This window comes from Klebsiella sp. KE9456 (assembly GCF_043832615.1).
Classification (GTDB): Bacteria; Pseudomonadota; Gammaproteobacteria; order Enterobacterales; family Enterobacteriaceae; genus Klebsiella; species Klebsiella indica.
Genome location: NZ_JBDYQK010000010.1, coordinates 67645 through 92398, shown reverse-complemented (window position 1 = coordinate 92398; position 24754 = coordinate 67645). Strand labels below are relative to the sequence as shown.

The 24754-nt window shown below is 53.9% G+C and carries 25 protein-coding genes and 1 pseudogene; 9 read left to right on the top strand and 17 right to left on the bottom strand.

The window, feature by feature from the left end:
• The first annotated feature begins 89 nt into the window (after nt 1–89).
• Both ABK821_RS12130 and ABK821_RS12125 read left to right on the top strand, forming a co-directional pair.
• On the top strand, nt 90–449 hold the full coding sequence (locus ABK821_RS12130; RefSeq protein ID WP_308562075.1) for a type II toxin-antitoxin system RelE/ParE family toxin: 360 nt from the start codon (nt 90–92) through the stop codon (nt 447–449).
• Nucleotides 433–756 (top strand): DNA-binding transcriptional regulator, encoded by a 324-nt coding sequence (locus ABK821_RS12125; RefSeq protein WP_317359902.1) that lies wholly within the window; start codon nt 433–435, stop codon nt 754–756. The genes ABK821_RS12130 and ABK821_RS12125 overlap by 17 nt, the downstream gene beginning before the upstream one ends.
• A gap of 60 nt (nt 757–816) precedes the next feature.
• Here ABK821_RS12125 and ABK821_RS12120 read toward each other — a convergent pair whose 3' ends face one another.
• The 8 genes from ABK821_RS12120 to rbsK all read right to left on the bottom strand — a co-directional run bounded on the left by ABK821_RS12120 (nt 817) and on the right by rbsK (nt 9861).
• Entirely contained in the window at nt 817–1269 is a 453-nt protein-coding gene (locus tag ABK821_RS12120) for a DUF1198 domain-containing protein (RefSeq protein ID WP_343178200.1), read from the bottom strand.
• A 128-nt stretch (nt 1270–1397) separates the two neighbouring features.
• A complete protein-coding gene (gene uhpT / locus ABK821_RS12115; protein WP_138360933.1) occupies nt 1398–2789 on the bottom strand; it encodes a hexose-6-phosphate:phosphate antiporter in 1392 nt (463 codons plus the stop codon).
• Between the two features lie 144 nt (nt 2790–2933).
• Nucleotides 2934–4262, bottom strand: a complete 1329-nt coding sequence (locus tag ABK821_RS12110) for an MFS transporter (RefSeq protein ID WP_071259136.1) — start codon at nt 4260–4262, stop codon at nt 2934–2936.
• Between the two features lie 9 nt (nt 4263–4271).
• On the bottom strand, nt 4272–5774 hold the full coding sequence (uhpB, locus tag ABK821_RS12105; RefSeq protein WP_071259134.1) for a signal transduction histidine-protein kinase/phosphatase UhpB: 1503 nt from the start codon (nt 5772–5774) through the stop codon (nt 4272–4274).
• Complete coding sequence (uhpA, locus tag ABK821_RS12100; RefSeq protein ID WP_138360932.1) at nt 5774–6364, bottom strand: transcriptional regulator UhpA; 591 nt, start codon at nt 6362–6364, stop codon at nt 5774–5776. Before uhpA ends, uhpB begins: the two co-directional genes overlap by 1 nt.
• A gap of 207 nt (nt 6365–6571) precedes the next feature.
• Nucleotides 6572–7585, bottom strand: a complete 1014-nt coding sequence (locus ABK821_RS12095) for an aldose 1-epimerase family protein (protein WP_343178199.1) — start codon at nt 7583–7585, stop codon at nt 6572–6574.
• Nucleotides 7586–7596: 11 nt separating this feature from the next.
• The gene (gene fucP, locus ABK821_RS12090; RefSeq protein WP_138360930.1) at nt 7597–8913 is read right to left on the bottom strand and encodes an L-fucose:H+ symporter permease; all 1317 of its coding nucleotides are present in this window, start codon (nt 8911–8913) and stop codon (nt 7597–7599) included.
• A gap of 27 nt (nt 8914–8940) precedes the next feature.
• Entirely contained in the window at nt 8941–9861 is a 921-nt protein-coding gene (gene rbsK / locus ABK821_RS12085; RefSeq protein ID WP_343178198.1) for a ribokinase, read from the bottom strand.
• Between the two features lie 334 nt (nt 9862–10195).
• On the opposite strand from rbsK, the gene ABK821_RS12080 reads away from it, so the two are divergent.
• On the top strand, nt 10196–10987 hold the full coding sequence (locus ABK821_RS12080) for a DeoR family transcriptional regulator (protein WP_138360928.1): 792 nt from the start codon (nt 10196–10198) through the stop codon (nt 10985–10987).
• Nucleotide 10988: 1 nt separating this feature from the next.
• Here ABK821_RS12080 and ilvN read toward each other — a convergent pair whose 3' ends face one another.
• The 3 genes from ilvN to ivbL form a co-directional block, all read right to left on the bottom strand.
• Complete coding sequence (ilvN, locus tag ABK821_RS12075; RefSeq protein WP_138360927.1) at nt 10989–11279, bottom strand: acetolactate synthase small subunit; 291 nt, start codon at nt 11277–11279, stop codon at nt 10989–10991.
• A gap of 3 nt (nt 11280–11282) precedes the next feature.
• Complete coding sequence (ilvB, locus tag ABK821_RS12070; RefSeq protein ID WP_138360926.1) at nt 11283–12971, bottom strand: acetolactate synthase large subunit; 1689 nt, start codon at nt 12969–12971, stop codon at nt 11283–11285.
• Nucleotides 12972–13074: 103 nt separating this feature from the next.
• A complete protein-coding gene (gene ivbL / locus ABK821_RS12065) occupies nt 13075–13170 on the bottom strand; it encodes an ilvB operon leader peptide IvbL (RefSeq protein WP_138360925.1) in 96 nt (31 codons plus the stop codon).
• A gap of 582 nt (nt 13171–13752) precedes the next feature.
• Between ivbL and tisB the strand changes: the two genes are divergently transcribed.
• The 4 genes and pseudogenes from tisB (at nt 13753) to emrD (ending at nt 16404) form a co-directional block, all read left to right on the top strand.
• Nucleotides 13753–13842 carry a type I toxin-antitoxin system toxin TisB gene (gene tisB / locus ABK821_RS12060; protein ID WP_138360924.1) on the top strand — a complete coding sequence of 30 codons (90 nt, stop codon included), beginning with the start codon at nt 13753–13755 and terminating at the stop codon, nt 13840–13842.
• Between the two features lie 206 nt (nt 13843–14048).
• A pseudogene (locus tag ABK821_RS12055) lies at nt 14049–14174 on the top strand (hypothetical protein); the annotation flags it as partial.
• 37 nt (nt 14175–14211) lie between these two features.
• Entirely contained in the window at nt 14212–15045 is an 834-nt protein-coding gene (locus ABK821_RS12050; protein ID WP_138360994.1) for a DMT family transporter, read from the top strand.
• A 174-nt stretch (nt 15046–15219) separates the two neighbouring features.
• The gene (gene emrD / locus ABK821_RS12045) at nt 15220–16404 is read left to right on the top strand and encodes a multidrug efflux MFS transporter EmrD (RefSeq protein ID WP_343178197.1); all 1185 of its coding nucleotides are present in this window, start codon (nt 15220–15222) and stop codon (nt 16402–16404) included.
• A 68-nt stretch (nt 16405–16472) separates the two neighbouring features.
• Here the strand turns inward: emrD and dsdC are convergent, their stop codons facing one another.
• On the bottom strand, nt 16473–17420 hold the full coding sequence (dsdC, locus tag ABK821_RS12040) for a DNA-binding transcriptional regulator DsdC (protein ID WP_277753113.1): 948 nt from the start codon (nt 17418–17420) through the stop codon (nt 16473–16475).
• A gap of 203 nt (nt 17421–17623) precedes the next feature.
• Between dsdC and dsdX the strand changes: the two genes are divergently transcribed.
• Nucleotides 17624–18961 carry a D-serine transporter DsdX gene (gene dsdX / locus ABK821_RS12035; protein ID WP_142503220.1) on the top strand — a complete coding sequence of 446 codons (1338 nt, stop codon included), beginning with the start codon at nt 17624–17626 and terminating at the stop codon, nt 18959–18961.
• Nucleotides 18962–18978: 17 nt separating this feature from the next.
• A complete protein-coding gene (gene dsdA, locus ABK821_RS12030) occupies nt 18979–20307 on the top strand; it encodes a D-serine ammonia-lyase (protein ID WP_308562109.1) in 1329 nt (442 codons plus the stop codon).
• Nucleotides 20308–20319: 12 nt separating this feature from the next.
• Here the strand turns inward: dsdA and ABK821_RS12025 are convergent, their stop codons facing one another.
• The 5 genes from ABK821_RS12025 to ABK821_RS12005 all read right to left on the bottom strand — a co-directional run bounded on the left by ABK821_RS12025 (nt 20320) and on the right by ABK821_RS12005 (nt 24643).
• A complete protein-coding gene (locus tag ABK821_RS12025; protein ID WP_343178195.1) occupies nt 20320–20850 on the bottom strand; it encodes a radical SAM protein in 531 nt (176 codons plus the stop codon).
• Nucleotides 20847–21209 carry a DUF202 domain-containing protein gene (locus ABK821_RS12020; protein WP_343178194.1) on the bottom strand — a complete coding sequence of 121 codons (363 nt, stop codon included), beginning with the start codon at nt 21207–21209 and terminating at the stop codon, nt 20847–20849. Before ABK821_RS12020 ends, ABK821_RS12025 begins: the two co-directional genes overlap by 4 nt.
• Nucleotides 21199–21546 (bottom strand): YidH family protein, encoded by a 348-nt coding sequence (locus ABK821_RS12015; RefSeq protein ID WP_138360992.1) that lies wholly within the window; start codon nt 21544–21546, stop codon nt 21199–21201. Before ABK821_RS12015 ends, ABK821_RS12020 begins: the two co-directional genes overlap by 11 nt.
• 158 nt (nt 21547–21704) lie before the next feature.
• Nucleotides 21705–23027, bottom strand: coding sequence for a 6-phospho-alpha-glucosidase (locus ABK821_RS12010; protein ID WP_138360918.1), 1323 nt, complete (start codon nt 23025–23027; stop codon nt 21705–21707).
• Nucleotides 23024–24643, bottom strand: a complete 1620-nt coding sequence (locus ABK821_RS12005) for an alpha-glucoside-specific PTS transporter subunit IIBC (protein WP_138360917.1) — start codon at nt 24641–24643, stop codon at nt 23024–23026. The genes ABK821_RS12010 and ABK821_RS12005 overlap by 4 nt, the downstream gene beginning before the upstream one ends.
• Nucleotides 24644–24754 lie beyond the last annotated feature (111 nt).

The following is a 24754-nucleotide window of genomic DNA, read 5'->3' as shown; positions in this document are numbered from 1 at the left end:
ATATTGACGTCCCTTCGCATTCACTGTGGGAAGAAAAGGACATAATATAGCACCAAGTGCTATACTTACGGTTACAGGATGTCAACCCGATGCGTGTATTTAAAACCAAATGGTTTGCCAGGGTAGCAAAGTCCCATGCAATCAAAGACGAAGAGTTATGTAAGGTTATTGCAGCAGCAATGCAGGGAAAAGTGGAGGATCTTGGTGGTGGGGTTTACAAAAAACGCCTCAATCAGAATCGCGATCGCGCGATCATCCTCGCAAAAGGCGGTATACATTGGTTTTATACATTTTTATATGCCAAACAGGATATGGCAAACATCGACAACGGTGAATTAGCCGGGTTCCGCGAGTTAGCAAAACATTATGCTGGTCTCGCTGAAGATAAAATGACGGCATTGATTAAAAGTAAAGAATTGGTGGAGATTTGCCATGACTGCAAAAAATAAATTCAAAAGCCCTGCTTTTGAAGCTATTCACAGCGCAGCTTCTGGATTATTCAGCGTTGATGCCATTCCCCAGGAAACGATGCGCAACTTTGACAAAGCATGCCTCAGTAGCGTGGAGGATCTTCAGCCGCTTGAAATCAAAGCACTACGCGAGAAGCTGAACGTCAGCCAGCCCGTTTTCGCGCGCTATCTGAATACCAGCGTTTCTACAGTGCAAAAATGGGAGAGCGGCACAAAGCGCCCCGGCGGTATAGCATTGAAGCTTCTTACCATTGTGCAAAAGCACGGACTAAAAGTGCTGGCCTGATGAATCTCGCTGATAAGCAATTAACACCATTCGTTATATGCAAAATGGCACATACCGTTCTCAATGCAACCAGTGCACGCCATCTTCAGGTTGAAAAAGGGCGTTGTAGCGTATCTGGAAGGCGTTAATCTCTTGCATATCCGGTTCTATTTCGCGCAGAAACCCCAGCGCCAGGCGTACCTGCGCGTCAGTAATTGGCGCGGCCAGACGCGTTTTTTGCAACTGACGATACCACTGTTGCAGGTTCTGATCGCTGCCATCCACAATCACGATCTGCCAGATCAGCAATATCTGGGCGGCATTTTGCAGATGTGATTCATCAGGACGATGCAGGTACTGTAAAAACGCCTCTCCCGGCGCTTTGCCCATCTGGTCGATCATTGATTCCACCGGCACCACGCTAATGCCCAGACGCTCGCTTAACCGACGAATCGCACGCCGGGTCCCCGAGGTGAGCACCCTGAAGCCAACAATAAACACCACAATCAGCGTGGCCAATATAATCCAAATCATGCGTACATCCGTTACTCAACAGGATGTTCATCATAGCGACAAATTGTCGACAGGCAATGTGAGCATCACCCGGCGCAAATAAAAAAACCCGGCACAGAAGCCGGGTAACGTGACGTACAGCCAATCACTCAGGCTGTCTGCAAAGTTTGTTTCTTTTTCTCGCGGCGAATTTTACGTTCTTCCAGCACCGCGACCATCGCCATCAGGCAGATACAGCCAATGGCAGCGGCATCCAGCGCGGCGAAGGTGCCCGCCCAACCGGTCAGACCAAAGACTGGCGTACCGTCGGCAATCATCCCCAGCCCCAGCTTGGCAAAGCTGTCGCCGATCAGGTAAGCGAAGGTGCCTTTAATGCCGTCCGCCGCGCCGATCGCTTTTTTCGGGACGAAGCCAACTGCCGCCACGCCAATCAGCAACTGCGGGCCAAACACCAGGAAGCCGAGCGCGAACAGGGACGCCAGATAGACGTACTGGTTGCTGGCATGCTGGTAAACGCCGAGGGTGGCGATAATCAGCGCCAGCGCAACGCAGGCCACCAGCGCGCGACGACCGTTCGCCAGATCCGACAGCCAGCCCCACAGCAGCGTGCCGACCAGCGCGCCCACTTCAAACAGGGTAAAGCCCTGAATCGCCACTTCTTTTGAGAGTTTCAGTTCCTGGAACGCGTAAACGGTAGACCACTGGTCGATACCAATACGCACCACGTAGAGGAAGATGTTGGAGAAGCACAGCAGCCAGATCACTTTGTTTTTCAGGACGTATTCCACAAAGATCTGCCACTTGGTCATCTCATTTTCTTCGGTCTCTTTGTCCTCTTCGCTGATCTCTTCGCCGAACAGCTCTTCCGCCTTACCAAGACCATAAGATTCCGGGGAGTCGCTGCCAAAGCGCAGGCCGATGAAGCCCACAATCAGCGCGATGATCGACGGGAAGATAAACATGCCGATCACATGGCCGTCGAACAGGTAGTTCGCGCCGAACAGCGCCACGCCTGCCGCGCCAGCGCCGCCGAGGTTGTGGGAGATATTCCAGAAGCCGAGGAAGGTGCCGCGCTTACGACGGGGCGTCCATTTGGTGATGGTGGAGTAACTGCACGACCCGCCGGTACTCTGGAAGAAACCGCTCAGCGCGTAGAAGGCGATCATCAGGAACAGGCTAACGGAACCGCTTCCCATGCTGGCGCTGAAGCCCAGCATACAGATAGCGGAAAGAATCAGCATAAACGGCAGAAACTGCTTGGTGTTTTTGCCGTCGGCATAGTAGGAAACCAGCGTTTTGCCTACGCCATAGGTGATCGAGAAGCCCAGACCAATCATCCCCAGTTGCGTCATGCTCAGCCCGTAGGTGGAGATCATGTCGTTCTGGGCGATGTTGAAGTTTTTGCGGATCAGGTACATGGTCAGGTAGCCGATAAAGACCACCAGATAGGACTGCATGAACGGTTTGAACCACATTTTGCGCCGTACATCGAGCGGCAGATCCAGGGTCGGCTTACGCACCTGGTTTAAGAAGTTCAGCATGGGACGGGTATCTCCTGATTTTTTAAGCCTGCTTTATTGCAGGCATTGTAAAAATCAGTCGCCCAACCAGCCTGAGACAGCGTCCAGGCGAAACCGGGAAAATGTCTTAGTTTTGCCCCACTCGGGGTAAAAAGGTGAAGTCCGTCACGTAATGCTGGCCTCGCGCGGCGCCTGCGCATTCAAAAACGGCAGCAGCAGCAGGGCGGAAATGCCCGCCGCAATGGCAATCACCACAAAGAACCCGGTCCAGTGCCAGGTTTCCATCACCTGCGCCAGCGGCCAGCCGGAGAGCGATGCGCCAAGATAGGCAAACAGACCGACAAAACCGGTTGCCGCCCCCGCCGCCTCTTTGTGCGAACATTCCGCAGCCGCCATGCCGATCAGCATCTGCGGGCCAAAGACAAAAAAGCCGGTGGTGAAGAAGCACGCCGCCTGCATCACGTAACTGGCGAACGGCATCAGCCATAACGAACCGACAGAGAGCAGTATTCCGGCAGCGAAAATCAGGTTCATTGGCCCACGGTTGCCGTTGAACAGTTTATCTGAGCCCCAGCCCGCCACCAGCGCGCCGATAAACCCGCCCAGCTCGAACATCGTGACCGCCATGTTGGCGGTGACCAGATCGACACCCAGCGTCTCCGACATATACAGGTTGCCCCAGTCGTTGATCGCCGCGCGTACCACATACACCAACACATAGCACAGCGAGAGCAGCCAGATATAGGGATTCAACAGCACGTATTTGGTCAGGATCTCTTTGCGGGTCAGCCCTGCGCCCTCCTGCTGCTGAGCGATTTCCAGCTCATCATGCCGCCAGTCCCCGACCGCTGGCAAACCGATAGCCTGTGGCCTGTCGCGCAGCCGCCAGCAGAGAAAAATGCCGACGATAATCGCCAGCGTTCCGGCAATCATCATCCCGGCGCGCCAACCGTAATGCAGAGCGGCAGCAGCCATGACGATCGGAATCAGCGCCCCTCCGACGTTATGCGCGGTATTCCAGATAGCCCACCACCCGCCACGCTCATTACGCGAGTACCAGGACGTCAGCAGACGGGCGCACACCGGCGCTCCCCAGCCCTGGAAGAAGGCATTCAACGCCCACAGTAATGCAAAGGCCCACAGAGACGTGGAGAAACCGAACAGGATATTCACCACGCCGGTGGCGATCAGCCCAATGCCCATAAAATAACGGGCGTTGGAACGGTCGCTGACGATGCCGGAGACAAACTTCGACAGGCCATAAGTGATGTAAAACAGCGTCGCCAGCAGGCCGATATCACTGCGGGTCAGCACGCCGCTGACGAGGATCTCCGGCACGGCGGCATTAAAACTTTTACGGGTGAAATAGAACAGCGCGTAACCAAGCCAGATGGTAAGTAAGATCTGTCGCCGCCAGTAGCGGTAACGCGCATCAACTTCGTGTTTATCAGTTATCAACGGCGCATTTGCCGGAGCTTTCAGAAACGTCAGCATCGCCGCTCCTTAAACGTAACGCAGAGGCAACGACACGCTAACGCGCGTGCCGTGCGTACAGGAGATGGCCAGCACGCCGCCAAGCGCCGTCACGCGCTCGCGCATCCCGGTCAGACCAAAGCCTTGCTGGCCGGAATCCGGCGGCAGGCCGCTGCCATCGTCTTCAATCACCAGCATCAGCCGCTCATCCTGCTGCCAGCCCTGTAGCGTAACCGCGCTGGCATTAGCGTGTTTCACAATGTTGTTCAGCCCTTCCTGACAAACGCGAAACAGCGTTACCCGCTGGCTTTCGCTGAGCGCAGACTCGTCTATTCGCCAGTCGAGATGGCTGATAATGCCGCGACTTTCCAGCTCCATTTCCCGCATCAGCGAACGGATAGCCTGTTCCAGCGTCAGGTCATCCAACTGGCGTGGACGCAAGCGCCCCAGCAGGCGACGCACCGCGTCATACACGCCCAGCGACAGTTGCTCAATGTGCGCCCCGCTCTGTTTTACGCCGCCATTATCCGCCGCCAGCCGCTGTACAATTCCCGCCTGAGTGCGAATGGCGGTGATGGTCTGACCGATGTCGTCGTGCAGTTCCCGCGCTACGTCGCGCCGCACGCTCTCTTCCGTTTCCAGCAGGCGTTCCGCCAGACGATGGTTACGCGCCAGTTCATTTTGCAGCGACTGGTTGAGTTCGCGCAGGCGCTGAATCCCCGCGCCAAGCAGCAGCCCTGTCAGGCTTTGCGCCAGCAGAGAAAGCAGTAAATCAACGGGATGATCGTGCCAGGTCTGGCTGGCAATCAGCGCGATGGCGTTCATCAACGTCGCGATCAGCGCCCCTTGCCAGCCGTAATGCCAGGCGAGCGCAATAATCGGCAACGCAAGGCAGAACGGCGTAAAGCGTGACAGCTCAGCCGGTAGACCCAGCTGTAGCCACAGGCTGACGGTGAACAGCAGCAGATACCAGACCAGATGCCGCCCGCGCCAGTTCACCGGCTGCGAGACCAGCGCCGGGCCGAGCGGTAACCAGGTGGTGCTGGTCAGGTAATGCCAGAACACCAGACAGATGGGCGCCAGCGTCAACCCGCCGGTAAGCGTCAGCAGCAGCGCGTTTAACGTCTCTTCCCCCTGGCCTAACCAGGGCAGAGACTGTAACAATGCCGCCGCCGTCAAGGCCGCGCCCTGTAACAGCAGGGTGCGCCAGTCGCGCTGATGGCGATAGCGGGAGATTAATGCCACAGGCAGCAGCGTCAACAGGCTTCCGATCATCAAAAGCGGTAGATGCGCCAGCGCCACTTCCTGCGCCAGCCACCAGACCAGCAGCCATTCCGCGCCCAGCAATACCGGCCAGTAGCTGCGTGGACACTGCAACATCAGCCCCAGGCGTAAACCGAACGGGAACAGCAGTACCGCCAGCTCCGGGCGCTCAACCAGGTGCAGGCTGATGCTCCACAGGCAAAACCACGCGGCGGAGAAGATAAAAAAGCAGGCGATAACGGTAATTAACCGGGAGAGGATGGTTTTCATCACCAGCCATCAAACATGCGGCGCGCCAGCTCAACGTCGTTGCTGACGCCCAGTTTTTCCAGAAGATTGGCGCGATGTACGTGTACCGTTTTTGGCGACAGCCCCAGCTCGGCGGCGATCTCTTTCACCGCCATTCCCTGCGCCAGCTTTTCCGCCACCTGGCGTTCACGTCTGGTCAGCGGGTCCTGCCGTCCGGCCGCCAGTTTAACGGCGATATCCGGCGTCAGGTAACAGCCGCCCGTCGCCACCGTATGTACCGCGGCAATCAGCTCGTCAGGGCTACAGCGCTTGGAAAGGAAGCCGCGCGCACCGGCGTTCAGCGCCTGTTCCACCAGCGCCGGACTGTCATGTACCGACAGCATTATCGTCGCCATCCCTTTAGGAAGCTGATTTAATAACTCCAGCCCGGAGATATCCGGCATGGAGATATCGCAGATGCAGACCTGCACGCCGCGACCGGGCAGTCCCGCCAGCGCCTCGCGACCAGAACCGAATTCGGCGACAACCTGAAAATCGGCTTCCAGCCCCAGCAATTGGGCAAAGCCGGAGCGGACGATAAGATGATCGTCAATAAGGGCGATAGTGGTCATGGCATGTCCTGGCGGGTGTAAAAAACGCGCCTACCTTAGCGAGATACACGTCATCCTTCAAGCTACCTCTGCACTGTCTGCGTCTGCTCCCCCGGTACTTACTTAAGTAAGCGCCGGGGGCTTCTCAGACTCGCCGCCTTGATGCAACTGGAGTGCGTTTGTATATAAACGCGTTACTGCCCAAAGCATTGAACAGAATTATCCACCTCATGCAATACCGGTGGTCACCGTGAAAGTGCGAGTTTGCTGTGGTGCGAGTGAAACCAAAGTACCATTGGCCCTGGCTGCCAGAAACCCTTCCGGCCGACAGGTAGCGGGTAGCGCAAAGGCCGCGACCTGTTGATCGCCATTATAGAGAATCCAGCGGGTGACGTAATTAAGCTCCGAGCTTGAAAAACGGGTGATGAACATGGTCCCATCAGTCGCTATCATGCGAAATTCAGGAGTAGCGGTGTAACGCGCCAGATCATCCGCAAAAAAGACGATTTCCGGATCGTAAAACTGAGGTTCGTTCAATATAGACAGCGATGTCTCACCTTGCTGGATCCGTTGATTAAACGCTAACCACGACGCAGTCGGCTTCACATGGGCTGGTACCGATTCACGCAGCGAGAACGCGTCATCAGGAATATTCTGGCTAAATGTTGCCTCCGGCACGTAAGCATAGTTCATATGGCACATATACTGTAATGGCATAGCGACAGCGGCAAGGTTAGTCACCGCCATCTGAATATCAAACAGCGCACTCGCTTTGCGGAATACTACCGCTGGCCGCGCCTCATAATGATGTCCAAAACCCATCACATATTCATAACGTCCCGTCACGCGCAGCTCCCCTTCCCCGAGCTCAAGCCAGGCATCGTCTATTGCCGCGCAGGCCATTTCACCATGCAGAGGATGGGTATCTTGCGGTGACGGGCAGCCATTCGCCAGTAACCCGGAATGAAATGCAAAACAGCCATAGGTTTCGACCACCTCCGCTGCCGGTTTCGGTTCACTGAACATATTGCGCATTGTCAGGTCATGACCGTCAAACACTGCATCCCAGATCATTTGTCCCATCCAGGGCAATATCACCAGATAACCGCGCGCGTTTTCCACCCGCAACGCCTCTACGCCGCTGGCATAGCGGAATGCCATTACCGTAAAGTCATCATTCGCCAGTAATGTACGGGGTTGCTCGCTAAATAACTGACGCCATAAAGGTAAACGTGTTGTCACAGGAATTCTCCTCAGGATGCTGCCGCTTCGGTGAGCGCACGACGGACTTTGCACTCACGCCAGAAATAAACGCCAACGTAAATAAAACACAGCATCGGCACCAGAAAAGAGATCTGCAGGGAGTGGAACATATCGGCGACGAAACCTTGAATCGCCGGAATAACCGCCGCCCCAATAATCGCCATCACAATCACGGCGCCAGCCATTTCAGTATGTTCGTTATCGACTGTATCCAATGTGCCTGCATAGATGGTTGCCCAACACGGTCCAAACAGCACGCTTACCAGTACCGCCACATATACCGCGCTAAAGCTCGGTGCCAGCGCAACGTACGCCAGGAACAACGCACCGATGATCGAATAGATAATCAGTACTTTTTCCGGTGTAAAACGGGTCATCAAAAGGTTGGCGATAAACTTGCCGATAAAGAAACAGGCAAAACTGTAGATCATAAACGTTGAGGCATCACGCTCATTAATATTCCCCATCTCCAGCGCGAGACGGATAGTGAACGACCAGACCGTTACCTGCATGCCGACATACAGAAACTGGGCGGCAATGCCACGGCAGAAACGTGCATTAGTGGTCAGATAGCGCAACGTATCGATCGCAGACGGACGCTTATGATTCTCGGACTGCGCAACTTTACAGGTCGGGAATCGCGTCAGCAGGAACAACACCAGGACCACTATCAGAACCATGATCATGTATTTGTAAGGCTCAAGAGTGTTTTCCAGCATCAATACTTTAAAGTTATGGATCTGTTCGGCATTCATACCCGCCATCTGCTTTTCCAGGCTTTCACCATCAGAAAAGACTAAATATTTGCCGAGTAAAATCCCGGTCGCCGCACCTATCGGATAAAACGTCTGGCTAATATTCAATCGTAATGTGGCATGATTTTTCGGACCGATCATTGAACTGTAGGTGTTCGCCGCCGTTTCCAGGAAGCTTAAACCAATAGCTATGGCGAAAATTGCGGCCAAAAACATGGTGTAGGTTGCCATGTGCGAAGCCGGGAAAAAGAGCGTACAACCAACGATATAAAGTGTAAGTCCGATAAGGATGGCAATTTTATAGCTGGTATTTTTAATTACTAACGATGCCGGGATCGCAATGAGAAAATAACCACCATAAAATGCACTTTGTACCAACGCAGAAGCAAAGTTACTCAATGCAAATACGCTCTTAAACTGCGTAATTAAAATATCATTTAATGCTGCAGCACATCCCCATAACGGGAATAAGCAGGATAACAAAATAAACTGGAACAGAGGTGTTTTATTCAGATAACCATCAGGCATCTGAATGATTTTTTTATCGTTCATAGTGCTACCTTTGATAGTGCAGAGTGATTATTCGTTTAATGACAGAAATTCATTAAACTGCTCAATACTCGGATAAGAGGATTGTGTACCTTTTCCTGTGACGCTAAATGCGGCAAAGAGCGCTGCCTTTTTCATGGCCGATTCAACATCGCCACTCTGGACATAATAGTGAGCGAAACAACCAATAAAAGCATCTCCTGCGCCACTGGTATCTATTGCGCTGACCTTAAATGCCGGGACATGAACTTCCTGATCACGAGTCATCCACAGCGCGCCTTTCTCTCCCATAGTAACAATAATATTGTTGAGACCTTTTTCAACGAGACTGCGTGCGGCATTGCGAATATTATCGTACGTATCAACTGGCAAACCGGTTAATATTTCCAGCTCGGTTTCATTAGGAATAAAGAAATCACACTTACAGGCATAAGACATATCTAATTCACGCAATGCCGGCGCTGGATTTAATAAAACTTCGATACCGTGCTTTTTACCAAATTCGATTGCGTGGTAAACAGTTTCTAACTGAACTTCAAGCTGTAAAACAATCAAATGACATTTTTTTAAATCCTCAGCAGCGCGATCGATATCTTCGGGAGAAAGAAATTTATTTGCACCTTTAATAATAAGAATGCTATTACTGGAGTTAGCATTCACAAAGATCGGCGCAACGCCACTGCTGGTGCAAGGTACTTTTTCAACATAAGTGGTATTGATCCCCCAGGACTCAAGGTTACGAATCGTGTTATCCGCGAAGATATCATCTCCCACTTTGGTCAGCATCATTACTTTCGAATTGAGCTTAGCTGCCGCAACGGCCTGATTTGCGCCTTTCCCACCGCAACCAATTTTGAATGCCGGCGCCTCAAGCGTCTCCCCCTCTTTTGGCATTTGATTGGTATAGGTGATGAGATCAACCATATTAGAGCCAATAACCGCGATATCCATTTTACTACCTCTCAGAAACAACCATGTAACAATGATATTATAATAACATTATCATGTTACTTTGGTATCATTTGTGACAATGATCGCGATTACTGAATCATTCATGGATTGTTTAACGAGCAACGGAGAGCGGCCCTCAACGGAGAAAAGCGAAGTGAAAAGGGCAAAAACAAAAGATAACACACTGAAAAAGAATAAATTTAAGTGAAAATATGGGGGCTACCAGGGTTTTTTATTGCGAATAGTCACTGTATAGTAATGGATGTGTGCAATGTTTTCCCACTGAAAAATGTTATAAAAATAACATCATTAGTTTACTTCGCGGAGAGTATGAATGGAGACCAAACAAAAAGAACGTATACGTCGCCTGATGGAACTGCTGAAGAAAACCGATCGCGTCCATCTTAAAGACGCCGCACGCATGCTGGAAGTCTCCGTGATGACGATTCGCCGGGATCTCAACCAGGAAAATGATGAGCCTCTGCCGCTTACCCTGCTCGGCGGCTATATCGTCATGGTGAACAAACCTTCATCTCCCTCGCTCACGCCCTCCCTTGTGCCTACGCAAAAACATCATCGCGACGATTTACCCATTGCTATTCTTGCGGCGGGTCTGGTAAGCGAAAACGATCTGATCTTTTTTGATAACGGCAGAGAAATGCCGCTGATCATCAACATGATCCCCGATGACATTACCTTTACCGGTATCTGCTATTCGCATCAGGTATTTATGGCGCTCAATGAAAAGCCCAACGCCACAGCCATCCTGTGTGGCGGAACCTATCGGGCTAAAAGTGATGCCTTCTACGATACCATCAATCCATCGGCGCTCGATTCACTCAATCCGCGTAAAGTATTTATCTCCGCCAGTGGAGTACATGAATATTTTGGCGTCAGTTGGTTCAATCCTGAAGACCTGGCCACCAAACGTAAAGCGATGGATCGCGGCCTGCGAAAGATACTACTCGCGCGCTACGCGCTATTCGACGATGTCGCGCCTGCCAGTCTTGCTCCATTATCGGCATTTGATGTGCTTATCAGCGACCGTCCATTACCGGCAGATTATGCCTCACACTGCCGGAATGGTTCGATAAACGTCATCACCCCAGATTCTGAAAGCGAATAACTCATTCAAAAAAGACAGCAATTTTGCTGAACATGGAAGGATCGGACTGGTTACGCACCACGCTCTCGACATCCTCCAGCTTTTCAATCTGGCTAATCATTTGCCCTAGACGCTGATCGTCGTTCACCAGTAGCCAGATACGGCTCTGGGCACTACCCTGAATCGGCAAACAAAGGATGCCTTCCACGTTGAACGCGCGGCGGGCAAACAGACCGCAAACGTGGGTCATCACGCCAGGATGGTTATGCACGGTGAGCTGTAGAATAACGTTTTCATGAGTTGACTGTTGCATGGCTTATTCCCCCACCATTTCAGTATTGGCCGCACCCGGCGGTACCATCGGATACACTTTTTCTTCAGCATCGATACGCACGTGAATCAATGCCGGACCCGGTCGGTCGATAATCGCCTGCAGCGCCGCCTGCGGGTCAGCTTCGTTATTTAAATCACAGGTTTGCAGACCAAAACCGGCAGCGATCTGCATAAAATTGATCATACCCGGATAGGTTGCAGCGAACACGCCCTGCTTATAAAACAGGCTCTGCTGCTGATAAACCAGCCCCAGCGCTTCGTTATTCATCAGAATGATTTTCACATCCAGCTGATTTTCCGCCGCGGTGGCCATCTCCTGAATATTCATCATCAGGCTGCCGTCGCCGGAGAAACAGATAACCTTGCGCTGCGGGTTAGCCAGCGCCGCGCCAACTGCGGCGGGCAGGCCAAAACCCATGGTACCCAGACCGCCAGAGGTCAGCCACTGGCGCGGACGGTTCAGCGGATAAGCCTGAGCAACCCACATCTGATGCTGTCCCACATCGGTGGTAATGATCGCGTCATCATCAACGCAGGCGGCAACGGCGTTAATCAGCCCGTAATGCGAGAGCGGGTTTTTCTCCTGCGGAATAGGGCAAGGGAACTCACGCTGCAAGTCAGCCACCAGTTGCAGCCATTCGCTGCGAGGCCGCGCCTCAACCTGCGGGATCAGTTGGTTCAGCACTTCGCCCACATCGCCCTGAATCGCCACGTGCGGCTGTTTGATTTTACCCAGCTCTGAACGGTCGATATCGACGTGAATAATCTTCGCATTCGGGCAGAACTGTTCGGTTTTACCAATCGCCCGGTCATCAAAACGTGCGCCTAAAACAACCAGTAAATCCGCTTCCTGAAGAATAAAGTTGGTACTGCGCGCGCCGTGCATCCCCAGCATGCCTAACGACAGCGGATGCGCTTTTGGCAACATCCCCAGCGCCATCAGGGTCTGGGTCGTCGGTAAGTTCGCTTTCTCCGCCAGATGGCGAATTTGCTCAGGAGCGTTGATAACCCCGCCGCCCAGATAGAGCACCGGGCGCTGCGCGGCGTTAATCATCGCTGCCGCTTCGCGCACGCAGGCGCTATCGAACGCCGGCGCCGCCGTCCGGGTACCCGGTTCCGGCAGCACGTCCAGCTCAATGGTCGCCGCCTGAACATCCTTAGGAATATCTATCCACACCGGCCCTGGCCGCCCGGACTGGGCGATACGAAAGGCATCGCTCATCACCTGCGGCAATTCAGCAATATTACGCACCAGGTAGTTATGTTTGGTGATGGGGATAGAAATACCGTAGGTGTCGACTTCCTGGAAGGCATCGGTACCAATCATTGAGGCAGGCACCTGGCCGGTGATGCAAACCAGCGGAATCGAATCCAGACGAGCGTCGGCGATAGCGGTGATCAGGTTAGTCGCTCCTGGACCGCTACAGGCCATACACACCGCCGGTTTACCTTCAGTACGCGCCATACCCTGAGCGATAAACCCCGCCCCCTGCTCGTGACGCGCCAGAATATGGCGAATCTGCGTGCTTTGGCTTAATGCATCGTAAATGGGAAGGATGGAGCCGCCCGGTATACCGCTAACGGTGGTGATCCCCTGACGTTCCAGTAAATGAACGACTAACTGCGCGCCAGTGAAGCGCATTTTTTGTGATGTTGTGCCCGAACTTGCCATGCTCCAGTCCTTTTATTCTGGGCCGACTTACCGGGGGGCATAAAACGAAAAACCCCGCTCGGTTTGCGCCGGCGGGGTTTTGGAATTCGTGTTGTTCCGGACCCTACGGCGCATTGCCGACGACGACCACCACAGACACGACGACCACCGCGGCAGGCGCGGTGAGTAGTAGGGTCGGAGTCAGCATGGCTGCGTTCATTAGGGACCTGTTGTATCGAAATAGTGAATGAATTTATACAAACACAGCTTGTACCATTTCACAATGGATTTATTTTCATCCACAAAAAACTGTGTGGAAGATCACATTAATTTGCGAGGGGATAAAAACAAAAAACCCCGCCCGGCGAGGTTTTTTGCTCAGCGCTTTCCGGTTGGTGGCCGCAAACACACTGTATTACGTCAACGGCAAAAGTATACGCGATCGGCGAAGAAGGCGCAATTTTGACCATGGTTTTTGCTGATTTAGAGTATCGATCGCGCGCGTAAATTTGTCCAATAAATACTGTTCATACATACAGTATTTATTCTATACTGCAAAAGTACGCAGAGTGACATCTGGGGCCGCACTTTTACCGGCGCAATCAAGTCCTGGCTGAAACGGGTGGTGCCGTCAGCGCCTTAACCCCAGCCGAGCACACTGTGTTACGTCAACAAATATCCCGAATAATTTAGGTCACAGCCAACGGGGCTGCACCAGAAATATGACGGATATACTCTGGCTGGCAACAGGCGGCGGAAAGGTACGCCAGCTGGTCGTGCTCCTGAACCAGAGGAGACGCGTATGAGCGGAGTGGATATTATCGTTTTGATCCTGAAACTCATGGTTGCCGTGTTGCAACTACTTGATGCCGTCCTGAAGCAGTTCCGCTGATTCAGGTTCAAGTCGCACCTGAGAGGGGCGGGAAACCGCCCCTCTGCAGGCTACCCATTAACCGATCTGATGGAGAGGACTATGCCAGCGCTGCAGATTACCCGCAACAACGCCGAACACACCCGGTTTTGCCACGCTACGCGACGAAATCCTGGCGCAAAATGACAACATGCTGCGCCGCCTGGAGGAAAACTGACACAGCGGGGAATCCCCATGCCCCGTCGTTTTATGAAAATCTGGGATTTCGCCCGGTGTGGGATGAACCGCGGGTCACGGCTCGCCTGTTCTTCGCCCTTTCGTCACCTCTGGCTGCCGAAGCGCACGCATGTTAGAGTCCAGTAACGATCTATTCCCTGTTTTCGGGCCGTGATGACCATAACCGTCTTCTGCATTTTACTGTTTGCAGCCCTGCTGCACGCCAGCTGGAACGCTATCGTTAAAGCGAGCGGCGATAAAATGTACGCAGCGGTAGGCGTTTGCGGTTCCGCCTCACTAATCGCCCTTGCTCTACTCCCTTTCGCCCCACAACCCGCACTCGCCAGCGTACCGTTTCTCGCCGTCTCCTGCGCACTACAGGTGGTGTACACGGTACTGGTGGCGAAAACGTATCAGGTCTCGGATATGAGCCAGTCCTATCCGCTAATGCGTGGCACCGCGCCGCTACTGGTAGCCATAATCAGCGTTGCCCTCCTCGGCGATCGTCTCTCCCCGGTGGCGTGGCTCGGAATTGGCATCATCTGCCTGGCTATTCTGGCGATGGCCTTTAACGGCCGGGCCAGCTCAAGTACGGGTATCGTACTGGCGCTAATCAACGCCTGTTTTATTGCCGGTTATACGCTGGTTGACGGAACCGGGGTGCGACTTTCGGGAACCGCGCTGGGCTATACGCTATGGACCTTTTTTATGAATGGATTCTGTCTGCTGGGCTGGGCGCTGATCGCCCGACGCCCGCAGGCCAGCCGCTATTTGCGCCAGCACTGGAAGAAAGGCCTGGTCGGCGGAGTCGGTACAATGGGCTCCTACGGTCTGGCGCTGTGGGCGATGACCCAGGCGCCGCTGGCGGTGGTCGCCGCCCTGCGTGAGACGTCGATTCTTTTCGGCGCGATTATCGCTTTGATCCTGTTAAAAGAAAAAGTCGCTCCGCTGCGTATTCTTGCCGCTTGCGGGATTGCTGTTGGGGCGATTCTGCTGCGGTTATCATAAATTATACATGGCAACATTAGTTGCCGATTTTGGTTTACAAAACCAGCCCGATTCTCCTCCGACAATCACCGCCGTATGGTTGCCCTGTTATTTTTATATGGTAGATTTCTCCGCTATTACCGTATGTTCCAGTCACATATTCTTTATATCTATTTTTTACAAAGTATTCATCGAATGAAACGGCATAAGAACGTCAATTTATTGTTGATGCTGGTATTGCTGGTGGCCGTTGGTCAGATGGCGCAAACCATTTATATTCCGGCGATTGTTGATATGGCGGTATCACTCAACGTCCGCGAGGGCGCTGTGCAGAGCGTCATGGCCGCTTATTTACTGACCTATGGCGTATCGCAGCTCTTCTATGGCCCGCTGTCTGACCGCATTGGCCGCCGCCCGGTGATCCTGGCCGGGATGTCTGTTTTTATGCTGGCGACGCTGATTGCTATCACCACCCATAGCCTGCCAGTGCTGATTGCCGCCAGCGCCATGCAGGGGATGGGCACCGGTGTCGGCGGCGTTATGGCGCGTACTCTGCCGCGTGATCTGTATGAAGGCGCGCAGCTAAGACATGCTAATAGTCTGCTTAATATGGGGATTTTGGTCAGCCCGCTGCTGGCGCCGCTGATAGGCGGTATCCTTGGCACCCTCTGGAGCTGGCGGGCCTGCTATATTTTTCTGCTAGTGCTGTGCGCTGGCGTAACTTTCAGCATGGCGCGCTGGATGCCGGAAACCCGGCCAGCCAGCGCGCCGCGCAGCCGGTTGATAACCAATTATAAAACCCTGTTTGGTACCGGCGCATTTAACTGCTATCTGCTGATGTTGATTGGTGGTCTGGCGGGGATCGCCGTTTTTGAAGCCTGTTCCGGCGTGCTGATGGGCGCCGTGCTGGGCCTGAGCAGCATGTCAGTGAGTATTCTGTTTATCGTGCCGATTCCGGCGGCATTTTTTGGCGCCTGGTTTGCCGGACGCCCGAATAAGCGCTTCCCGATGCTAATGTGGCAGTCGGTAGTTTGCTGCCTGTTGGCAGGGATCCTGATGTGGCTCCCTGCGCTGTTAGGCGTGATGACCATCTGGACGCTGCTGGTGCCCGCCGCATTGTTCTTTTTTGGCGCAGGAATGCTGTTTCCGCTGGCGACCAGCGGCGCAATGGAGCCATTCCCGTTTCTTGCCGGTACTGCCGGAGCGCTGGTGGGAGGATTGCAGAATATCGGTTCCGGCGTGCTGGCATGGCTGTCCGCGATGATGCCGCAAACCGGCCAGAGCAGCCTGGGGCTACTGATGATGCTGATGGGATTGCTGATTCTGCTATGCTGGCTGCCGCTGGCATCTCGTTTTCATCATCACCGGCTGCCGGTTTAAGCCCTGGGTCGCCTTCTTCCGGGTTGCGACTCAAATGTCTAACCCGGATTATAGAAAACGAGCCATTATTATTGTGCATGGTGCTGCAACCAGTTGATAAACGCATCGATTTTCGGCCACTGACGGCCCGGCAGGGTCGTCACGTAATAGTGCTGATGGCATTTCAGGGTCATGTCGCCGAACGGTGCCATCAGCTCACCGCTGTCGAGCCGCTTCTGCACCAGCCGCTTACGCCCCATCGCCACGCCGACGTGATTCATCGCCGCTATCACCGCTAAATCCGAACGATCAAAGCCAATTCCCGACGATTGCGGCAAGTCAATACCAAACTGTTGCGCCCAGCTAAACCACTCATCGGTACCGGAATCATTGCTCCAGGCCTGGCGATCGTGCAGCAGCGTACAGTGACGAAGATTGCCAGGGTTCTGCTGAAGCTGATGCTGATGCGCGTAATCCGCCGTGCAAACCGGCACGATAGCCTCATCCATCAGAAAATAATGACTAAGCTGCGACGAAGGCGTGTCATCAAAATAGATCGCCAGATCGATTCCCGCTCGCTGCATATTGACATTATCGTTGCCGGTCAGCACGGTGAGCGATATGGAGGGGTAACGGCGGGTAAAATCGCCCAACGCCGGAACCAGCCAGCACTGGGCGATGGACGGGCGCGAATAGACCGTTAATGTCCCCGACAGTTCCTGGTTTTTAATATCCAGAATCTCCTGGTTGAGACTGTCCAGGGAGGATTTCAGCGCCCAGAACACCCGTCTGCCTTCATGGGTAAGTTCCACCTTGCGATGCGACCGTACAAACAACTGAATCCCCAGTTCCTCTTCCAGTTGATTTATGCGGTGGCTAACCGCGCTCGGCGTCAACGACAGCTCTTCCGCTGCCAGCGCAAACGACTCGTGCCGGGCGGCGACCTCGAAAGTATATAGCTTCGAAAGTTGCCAGCCGTTAAGCAGTCGATTCCCCATCGCTTTTTGCGCCTCCCTTTCCTGTTCTTTCACTTTCATTGTGCCGATTGTAAGAAACTTTGCGTCCCGGACTTAGGTTAAAGATGAATAAAAGTGACTCATTGCACATTAAACCATCTTATTTAGAGCCAAATCACCACTTTGATTCAATCTGATTCATCTGAAGCGCCATTTATATCGTTTGTCAGCAGTTGCCGATTTTCTGTTCAATAACCACAGATTATTCACAGGTGAGGTGGGGCATGGAATCTCAGATCTGGGTTGTCAGCACGCTGCTGATAAGCATCGTGTTAATTGTGCTAACTATTATCAAACTGAAGCTTCATCCATTCCTGGCGCTACTGCTGGCGAGCTTTTTCGTCGGCGCCATGATGGGGATGAGCCCACTGGATATGGTCAATGCTATTGAGAGCGGTATTGGCGGCACGTTAGGCTTTCTGGCGGCGGTTATTGGCCTCGGGACCATTCTCGGTAAAATGATGGAGGTTTCCGGGGCAGCGGAACGCATCGGCCTGACGCTCCAGCGCTGCCGTTGGCTTTCCGCTGACGTGATCATGGTGCTGGTGGGGCTGATTTGCGGGATCACGTTATTCGTTGAAGTGGGCGTTGTTCTGCTTATTCCACTGGCGTTTTCCATTGCGAAAAAGACCAACACGTCATTGCTCAAGCTGGCTATTCCGCTGTGTACCGCGCTCATGGCGGTGCATTGCGTGGTGCCACCACATCCGGCTGCACTGTTTGTGGCGAATAAACTGGGCGCGGATATCGGTTCCGTTATCGTTTATGGTCTGCTGGTTGGGTTGGTGGCTTCGCTGGTTGGTGGGCCGCTATTCCTGCGATTGCTCGGCAACCGTCTGCCGTTTAAAGCGGTTCCCACTGAATTTTCCAATCTCGAAGTACGTAAAGAAGAGACGCTACCCTCACTTAGCGCAACGCTGTTTACGGTTCTGCTGCCGATTGGCCTGATGTTGGTCAAAACCATAGCCGAACTGAATATGACCAAAGGCGGCACGCTGTATATGCTGCTGGAATTTATCGGCAACCCCATCACCGCGATGTTTATCGCCGTCTTTGTCGCCTATTATGTGCTGGGGCTCCGCCAGGAAATAGGCATGGGTGCCCTGCTGACGCATACGGAAAACGGCTTCGGTTCGATTGCCAATATTCTGCTGATTATCGGCGCGGGTGGGGCCTTTAACGCAATCCTTAAGACCAGCAGCCTGGCCGATACTCTGGCGGTAATTCTGTCGAATCTGGACATGCATCCAATTCTGCTGGCCTGGCTGGTGGCGTTGATTCTGCACGCCGCAGTGGGTTCCGCTACCGTTGCGATGATGGGCGCAACCGCCATCGTGGCGCCAATGCTGCCACTCTATCCCAACGTCAGCCCCGAGATCATCGCTATCGCCATCGGCTCCGGCGCGATTGGCTGCACTATCGTCACGGATTCCCTGTTCTGGCTGGTTAAACAGTACTGCGGCGCAAGCCTCAACGAAACGTTCAAATATTATACCACCGCAACCTTTATCGCTTCGTTACTTGCACTGGCGAGCACATTCCTGCTTTCTTTCATTATCTGAGCGCAAAGAGACGTAATATGAAAAACGCTGATATGACCACCTTAATCGCCCGGTTTCCTCTGCTGGAGGAGCTGATAGCCCTGAAAGAAACGACCTGGTTTAACCCAGGCACCACCTCCCTTGCGGAAGGTTTACCCTATGTTGGTCTGACGGAAAATGACGTTGAAGATGCCCATGCCCGGCTCGATCGCTTTGCGCCATATCTGGCGGAAGCCTTCCCGGAAACCGCCGCAACCGGTGGGATTATCGAATCTGATCTGGTCGCCATCCCGGCAATGAAGGCCAGGCTGGAGAATGCCTTCAGCCAGCCCATTAGCGGCGATCTGCTGCTGAAAAAAGACAGCCATTTGCCCATTTCGGGTTCCATTAAAGCGCGGGGCGGCATTTACGAGGTGCTGGCCCACGCAGAAAAGCTGGCGATCAATGCCGGTTTGCTGGCGCCTTCCGACGACTACCGCAAGCTGTTAACCCCGGAATTCGAGCAATTTTTCAGCCAGTACAGCATCGCCGTCGGTTCCACAGGTAACCTGGGTATGTCGATTGGCATTATGAGCGCGCGTATCGGCTTTAAGGTGACGGTACATATGTCCGCCGATGCCCGCGCCTGGAAGAAAGCCAAACTGCGTAGCCACGGCGTAACGGTCGTGGAATACGAAGAGGATTACGGCGTGGCGGTCGAGCAAGGACGCAAAGCGGCGGAGTCTGACCCAAACTGCTTCTTTATTGACGATGAGAATTCGCGCACGCTGTTCCTCGGTTATTCCGTGGCCGGAGAGCGGCTAAAAGCGCAGTTTTCCCGCGAAGGGCGCGTTGTGGATGCCAAACACCCCTTATTTGTCTACCTGCCCTGCGGCGTTGGCGGCGGCCCTGGCGGCGTGGCGTTTGGTCTGAAGCTGGCATTTGGCGACAACGTTCACTGCTTCTTCGCCGAACCGACCCACTCACCTTGTATGCTGCTGGGCGTCTATACCGGCCTGCATGACCAAATTTCGGTGCAGGATCTTGGAATCGATAACCAGACCGCCGCCGACGGTCTGGCGGTTGGCCGCGCTTCGGGCTTTGTAGGGAGGGCAATGGAGCGTCTGCTGGATGGGTTTTACACCCTTGATGACCAGACCATGTATGACATGCTGGGCTGGCTGGCGCAGGAAGATGGTATTCGCCTGGAACCGTCCGCGCTGGCGGGAATGGCCGGGCCGCAACGGGTGTGCGCCAGCCTGGTATATCAGCAAATGCACAATTTCACCGCAGAACAGATGCAGAACGCGACCCATCTGGTGTGGGCGACCGGCGGCGGCATGGTGCCGGAAGAGGAGATGGCCCGATACCTGGCGAAAGGGCGCTAAACGCCATTGACCTTAACGCAGCATCGCCATCAGTTCCATCGGTGAGCGATGCTGTTTAATCAGATCCCGCATGACGCGCATATAGGGTGCGCTCCAGCTGTAAAACTGCCGGTACCCTTCGCATAACGCGCTGGTGCCATCCTCCAGACGCAGTTGTGGGCAGCCGCCACCGCATAATTTTAACCAGATACAGCCTGCGCAAGTCGGCCCCGGTGGCGTATCGTCATAACGCACCGCTTCGCCGCGCCAGGCATGTAGCGTGGCCTCAAACAGCGAGACCATGACACGGTTAACATCTTCTTTGACCCAAATAGCAAATACCGCGCAAAGGAAGTCTCCCCAAAGCCTGGCGTCAGCGGACTGCAGATGGGGAACAAACTGGATAACCGTCGCGCCCTGCACGCTTAACTGGTGATAAACACGCGCCGGGTGTTCACACTCGTGGCGATAAATCATGACTTCCCGAACGGGAGTCTCGTTCATCAGGGTTTTGCCGTCGCCACTGTGCCAAACGTCACTATAATCGGCCTGACATCCTGTCATGTCACATCCTTAATTAACAAAATCATCTGTCGTATGTGCGTTATAGCAAACAACAATGACAACGAAAGTACTGCGAATGCGATCAAAAATTTATCACGAACCGCCTGCGGCCGGGCAAAATCGCTTTGCCCGACATGCATCAAATTACGGCTGCGGGTATAGCGCCAAAGAATCATCGCGACGAACGGCAAAATACACAGTGAGAGCCAGAATGGCAGCCCTGCCTGATGCCAGTGGTGCTTAAGCGCCAGCGCCAGTAGCGCGCCATAGCCTAAAAGGGTGCGAAACCAGGCCAGTGACGTGCGTTCCGGCTGCAGCCCTGGGTCGCTTTCGCGACGTATCCGACGATTATCCGGCATAGAACACCAGGACCGTAACCACCACAATGACGAGCGTCAGCAGAATACTGATAAGTAGCAGAGCGCGGGTATAGGGAAGATCCTGCTTGAGCCGCATCGCCTTTTCATTGCTCAGCCAGCGCAAGTAGCCGTGAATCGCCAGACCACCGGCAAACAAGCACAGCAGAAGAGCAATGATCTCGCGAATCAGCGGTGTAGCGAAATCCGGCGCCAGCTGGTCAAGACCGACGCCTCCGGCCAGAAAACCGAGCGACGTGCGGATCCACGCCAGAAAAGTACGTTCATTGGCCAGTGAAAAGCGATAGTCCGGCGCTTCACCGAGGCGGGAAATTTTCATCATGGCTCCCGATTGCGTAAAATATCGGCGATTCTACCTGAGAGCCAAAGCGGAAGGCATTAATAATCGCCTCTGGGTAAAGAAAGTTCTGCAGCCGATACCGCCATGTTGGCCTTGAAACACGCAGACTGACATCCGGTGGATGCCAGTCTGCATCGTTAGCGCAGTTCCGGCCAGTATGCTTTATTGGCTTCAATCAAATCATCAAGAATCGCTTTGGCGACCGACGCGCTCGGCACAGTTTTGGAGAGCGTAATCGCCTGCCACAGACGCTGATAAGAGCGATGCTCCCAGGCATCGACCACCAGTTTCTCGACGGCCACCTGCTGGCTCATCAGCCCTTTCTGGAACTGCGGAATGTCACCAACCGTCAGCGGTTCCGGCCCGTTATGCCCCACCAGGCAAGGGATCTCCACCATCGCTTCATCATCAAAGTTATGAATCGCCCCGTTGTTTGGCACAATCAGCAGCATCCGTTCCTGCGTATTAAAGGCGATTGCCGTTGCCAGATCGACGATATAAGACGCGTGTTCATCAATTTCCAGCTCGCCAGCGGAGGAGTGGCCCGCTTCAATAATGGCGCGGCAGGAGCCAAATACCTGTTTTTCACGGTGATCCATCACCTCGTTCGCGCGGGTACGTTCCGGGTTCGAGTGCTGTACCACATAGTCCGGGAACAGATAGTATTTCAGATAGGTATTCGGCATGGTGTCCGGGTCCAGCGCCTGCACATCCTTCGCTTTGGCGAACGTATCATTCCAGCTCGCTTCAGTATGCGGATCGTTAGATGGCGGGACATAACCGTGTTTCGCGACGTATTCCCGCAGTTTCGGCATCAGGTCGTTACCCTGCAAGTCCTCAATCGACGTCCACCAGCCAAAGTGGTTCAGCCCGTAATAACGCACGCGCATTTGCTTACGATCTTGCAGGCCGACAATCTGCGCCATCCGCCCTTCAATGCCGATCGGCATATCACAGATATTGAGGATTTTGGCGTTCGGGCGCAAACGGCGCGTCGCCTCGGCCACTATCGCCGCCGGGTTGGAGTAGTTCAGCATCCAGGCATTCGGTGAATATTTTTCCATATAGTCCACCAGTTCCAGTACGCCGCCGATAGAGCGCATGCCATAGGCAATACCACCGGGGCCGCAGGTTTCCTGACCCAGCACGCCGTGGCGCAGAGGAATTTTTTCATCTTTTTCCCGCATCGGGTATTTTCCTACGCGGATGTGCGCCATCACGAAATCCACATCGGTAAACGCCGCTTCGGGATCGGTGGTGTAACTAAACGCAATCTCCGGCGCCTGCTCTTTGAGGATCACTTTGCAAGCCTCGGCGATAATCTCCTGGCGCGCACCGTCATTGTCGTAAAATTTCAGCGCTCGCAGCGGGAAACGGTCCTGGTTCGCCAGTAGCATCAGAACGATGCCCGGGGTAAATGTGCTACCGCCGCCTGCGATAACAACTGAGAATTTTTTCATGATACTGCCTCCGTCATGGTGGTTTGTTCGGTCTGTAGGGAATCTTTCATCAGGGTTTCAAGCTGGTCGCGGACCTGGGGCACATGCAGGCCGACAATCACCTGGATACCATTGCCACGGCGAACCACGCCGTGCGCGCCCAGCGCTTTAAAAACGTCATCACTCTGGGTCTGCGCCATATCGTGGAGCGCGATACGTAAGCGCGTGGCGCAGTTATTAATGCTTTCGATATTGTCCGCGCCGCCCAGCGCCTGGAGGAACCCGGCTGCCTGCCCAAGTTTTGCGTCCGGCGCGGGCGTCGTTGTCTGTCCACGCGCAGCCTTGTAATCCGCTTTGCTGTAGAGCTTGATTTCACTCTCTTCACGGCCTGGCGTTTTCAGGTTCAGGCGCAGAATCAGAGTGCGGAAGATAACGAAGTAGATCGCGGTAAAACACACGCCAATGCCTATCTGGATAAACATCATTGAAGCGTGGTTATGAAACATCGGGATCCAGTTTTGCGGCAGGAACTGGTCAAGCAGACCGCCGCCAAAATTGCCCACCACACCGCAGATATACATCACCGTCGCCATAGTGGCCGCCAGAACCGCATGGACGGCAAACAGCAGCGGCGAGATAAACAGGAAGGTAAACTCCAGGGGTTCGGTGATGCCTACCAGCATGGCAGTCAGGGTGGCGGGAATCAGCAGTCCGGCGACTTTGACGCGGTTTTCCGGCGCAGAGGTAAAATACAGCGCCAGCGCAATCCCCACCGAACCAAAGACTTTCGAGTTACCGTGCAGCGCAAATCCGCCTTCCGGGAACAGGGTTTTCAGCGCCTCGGTGCTCTGGCTGAACGCCTGCAAATGCTGCGCCCAGTAGACCTGAATACCACTTTCCACAACCGCCGGACCGAAGATGAACGGCCCATAGACAAAATGGTGCAATCCGGTCGGGATCAGGATGCGTTCAAGAAAGATGTAGACCCACACGCCCAGCGCCCCGGCCGAGCGTAAAAAGGCCTGCAGTGATTCAATACCTGACTGAACTTTTGGCCAGCCGAGCAGAGTTAACCAGGCGCAGGGGATCATCACCAGGAAAGCGACAATAACCACAAACGACGACCCCTGAAAAATACCCAGAAATACCGGCAGAGGTTTATCGAAATAGCGGTTATGCAGGGCAGTCACCAGCCCCGAGATGACAATCGCGCCGATAATACTGGTATCGAGGGTTTTAATTCCGGCAATCATCGTCAGGCCGCTGCCAGTCGTCGGTTCAACAGAAAAATCGACGCCGAAGAAGTGGCCCCAGGTCATCCCCATGGCATTAATGAAATAGTTCCAGGTGAGGAAACTGACCAGTACCGCCAGACAGGCCCGCCCCTGAGCCTGTCTGGCCAGGCCAATTGGCAGGCCAACGGCGAAAATCAGCGGCATATTACGGAAAACCGTCCAGCCGCCTTCTTCAATAATGTGAACGATTTGAGCAAATAAACTATCCGGTGCAGCGAGCGCTTCACCAACAAACATCGGGTTGCGCAGCATAATGGCGATACCGACCACAATCCCGGCAAAAGGAAAGAGTAAAACCGGGGTAAACATAGCGCCGCCAAAGCGTTGTATTTGACTGAGCATTTTTACATCCTCATATAACAACCAGTAGGGAGAGGCCTTTTTTGTAGTGATTGCTGGCCTGAGACGAGAATAAGAAATTGCTATTCTGAGAACATGACGCGCCGCTTCGAT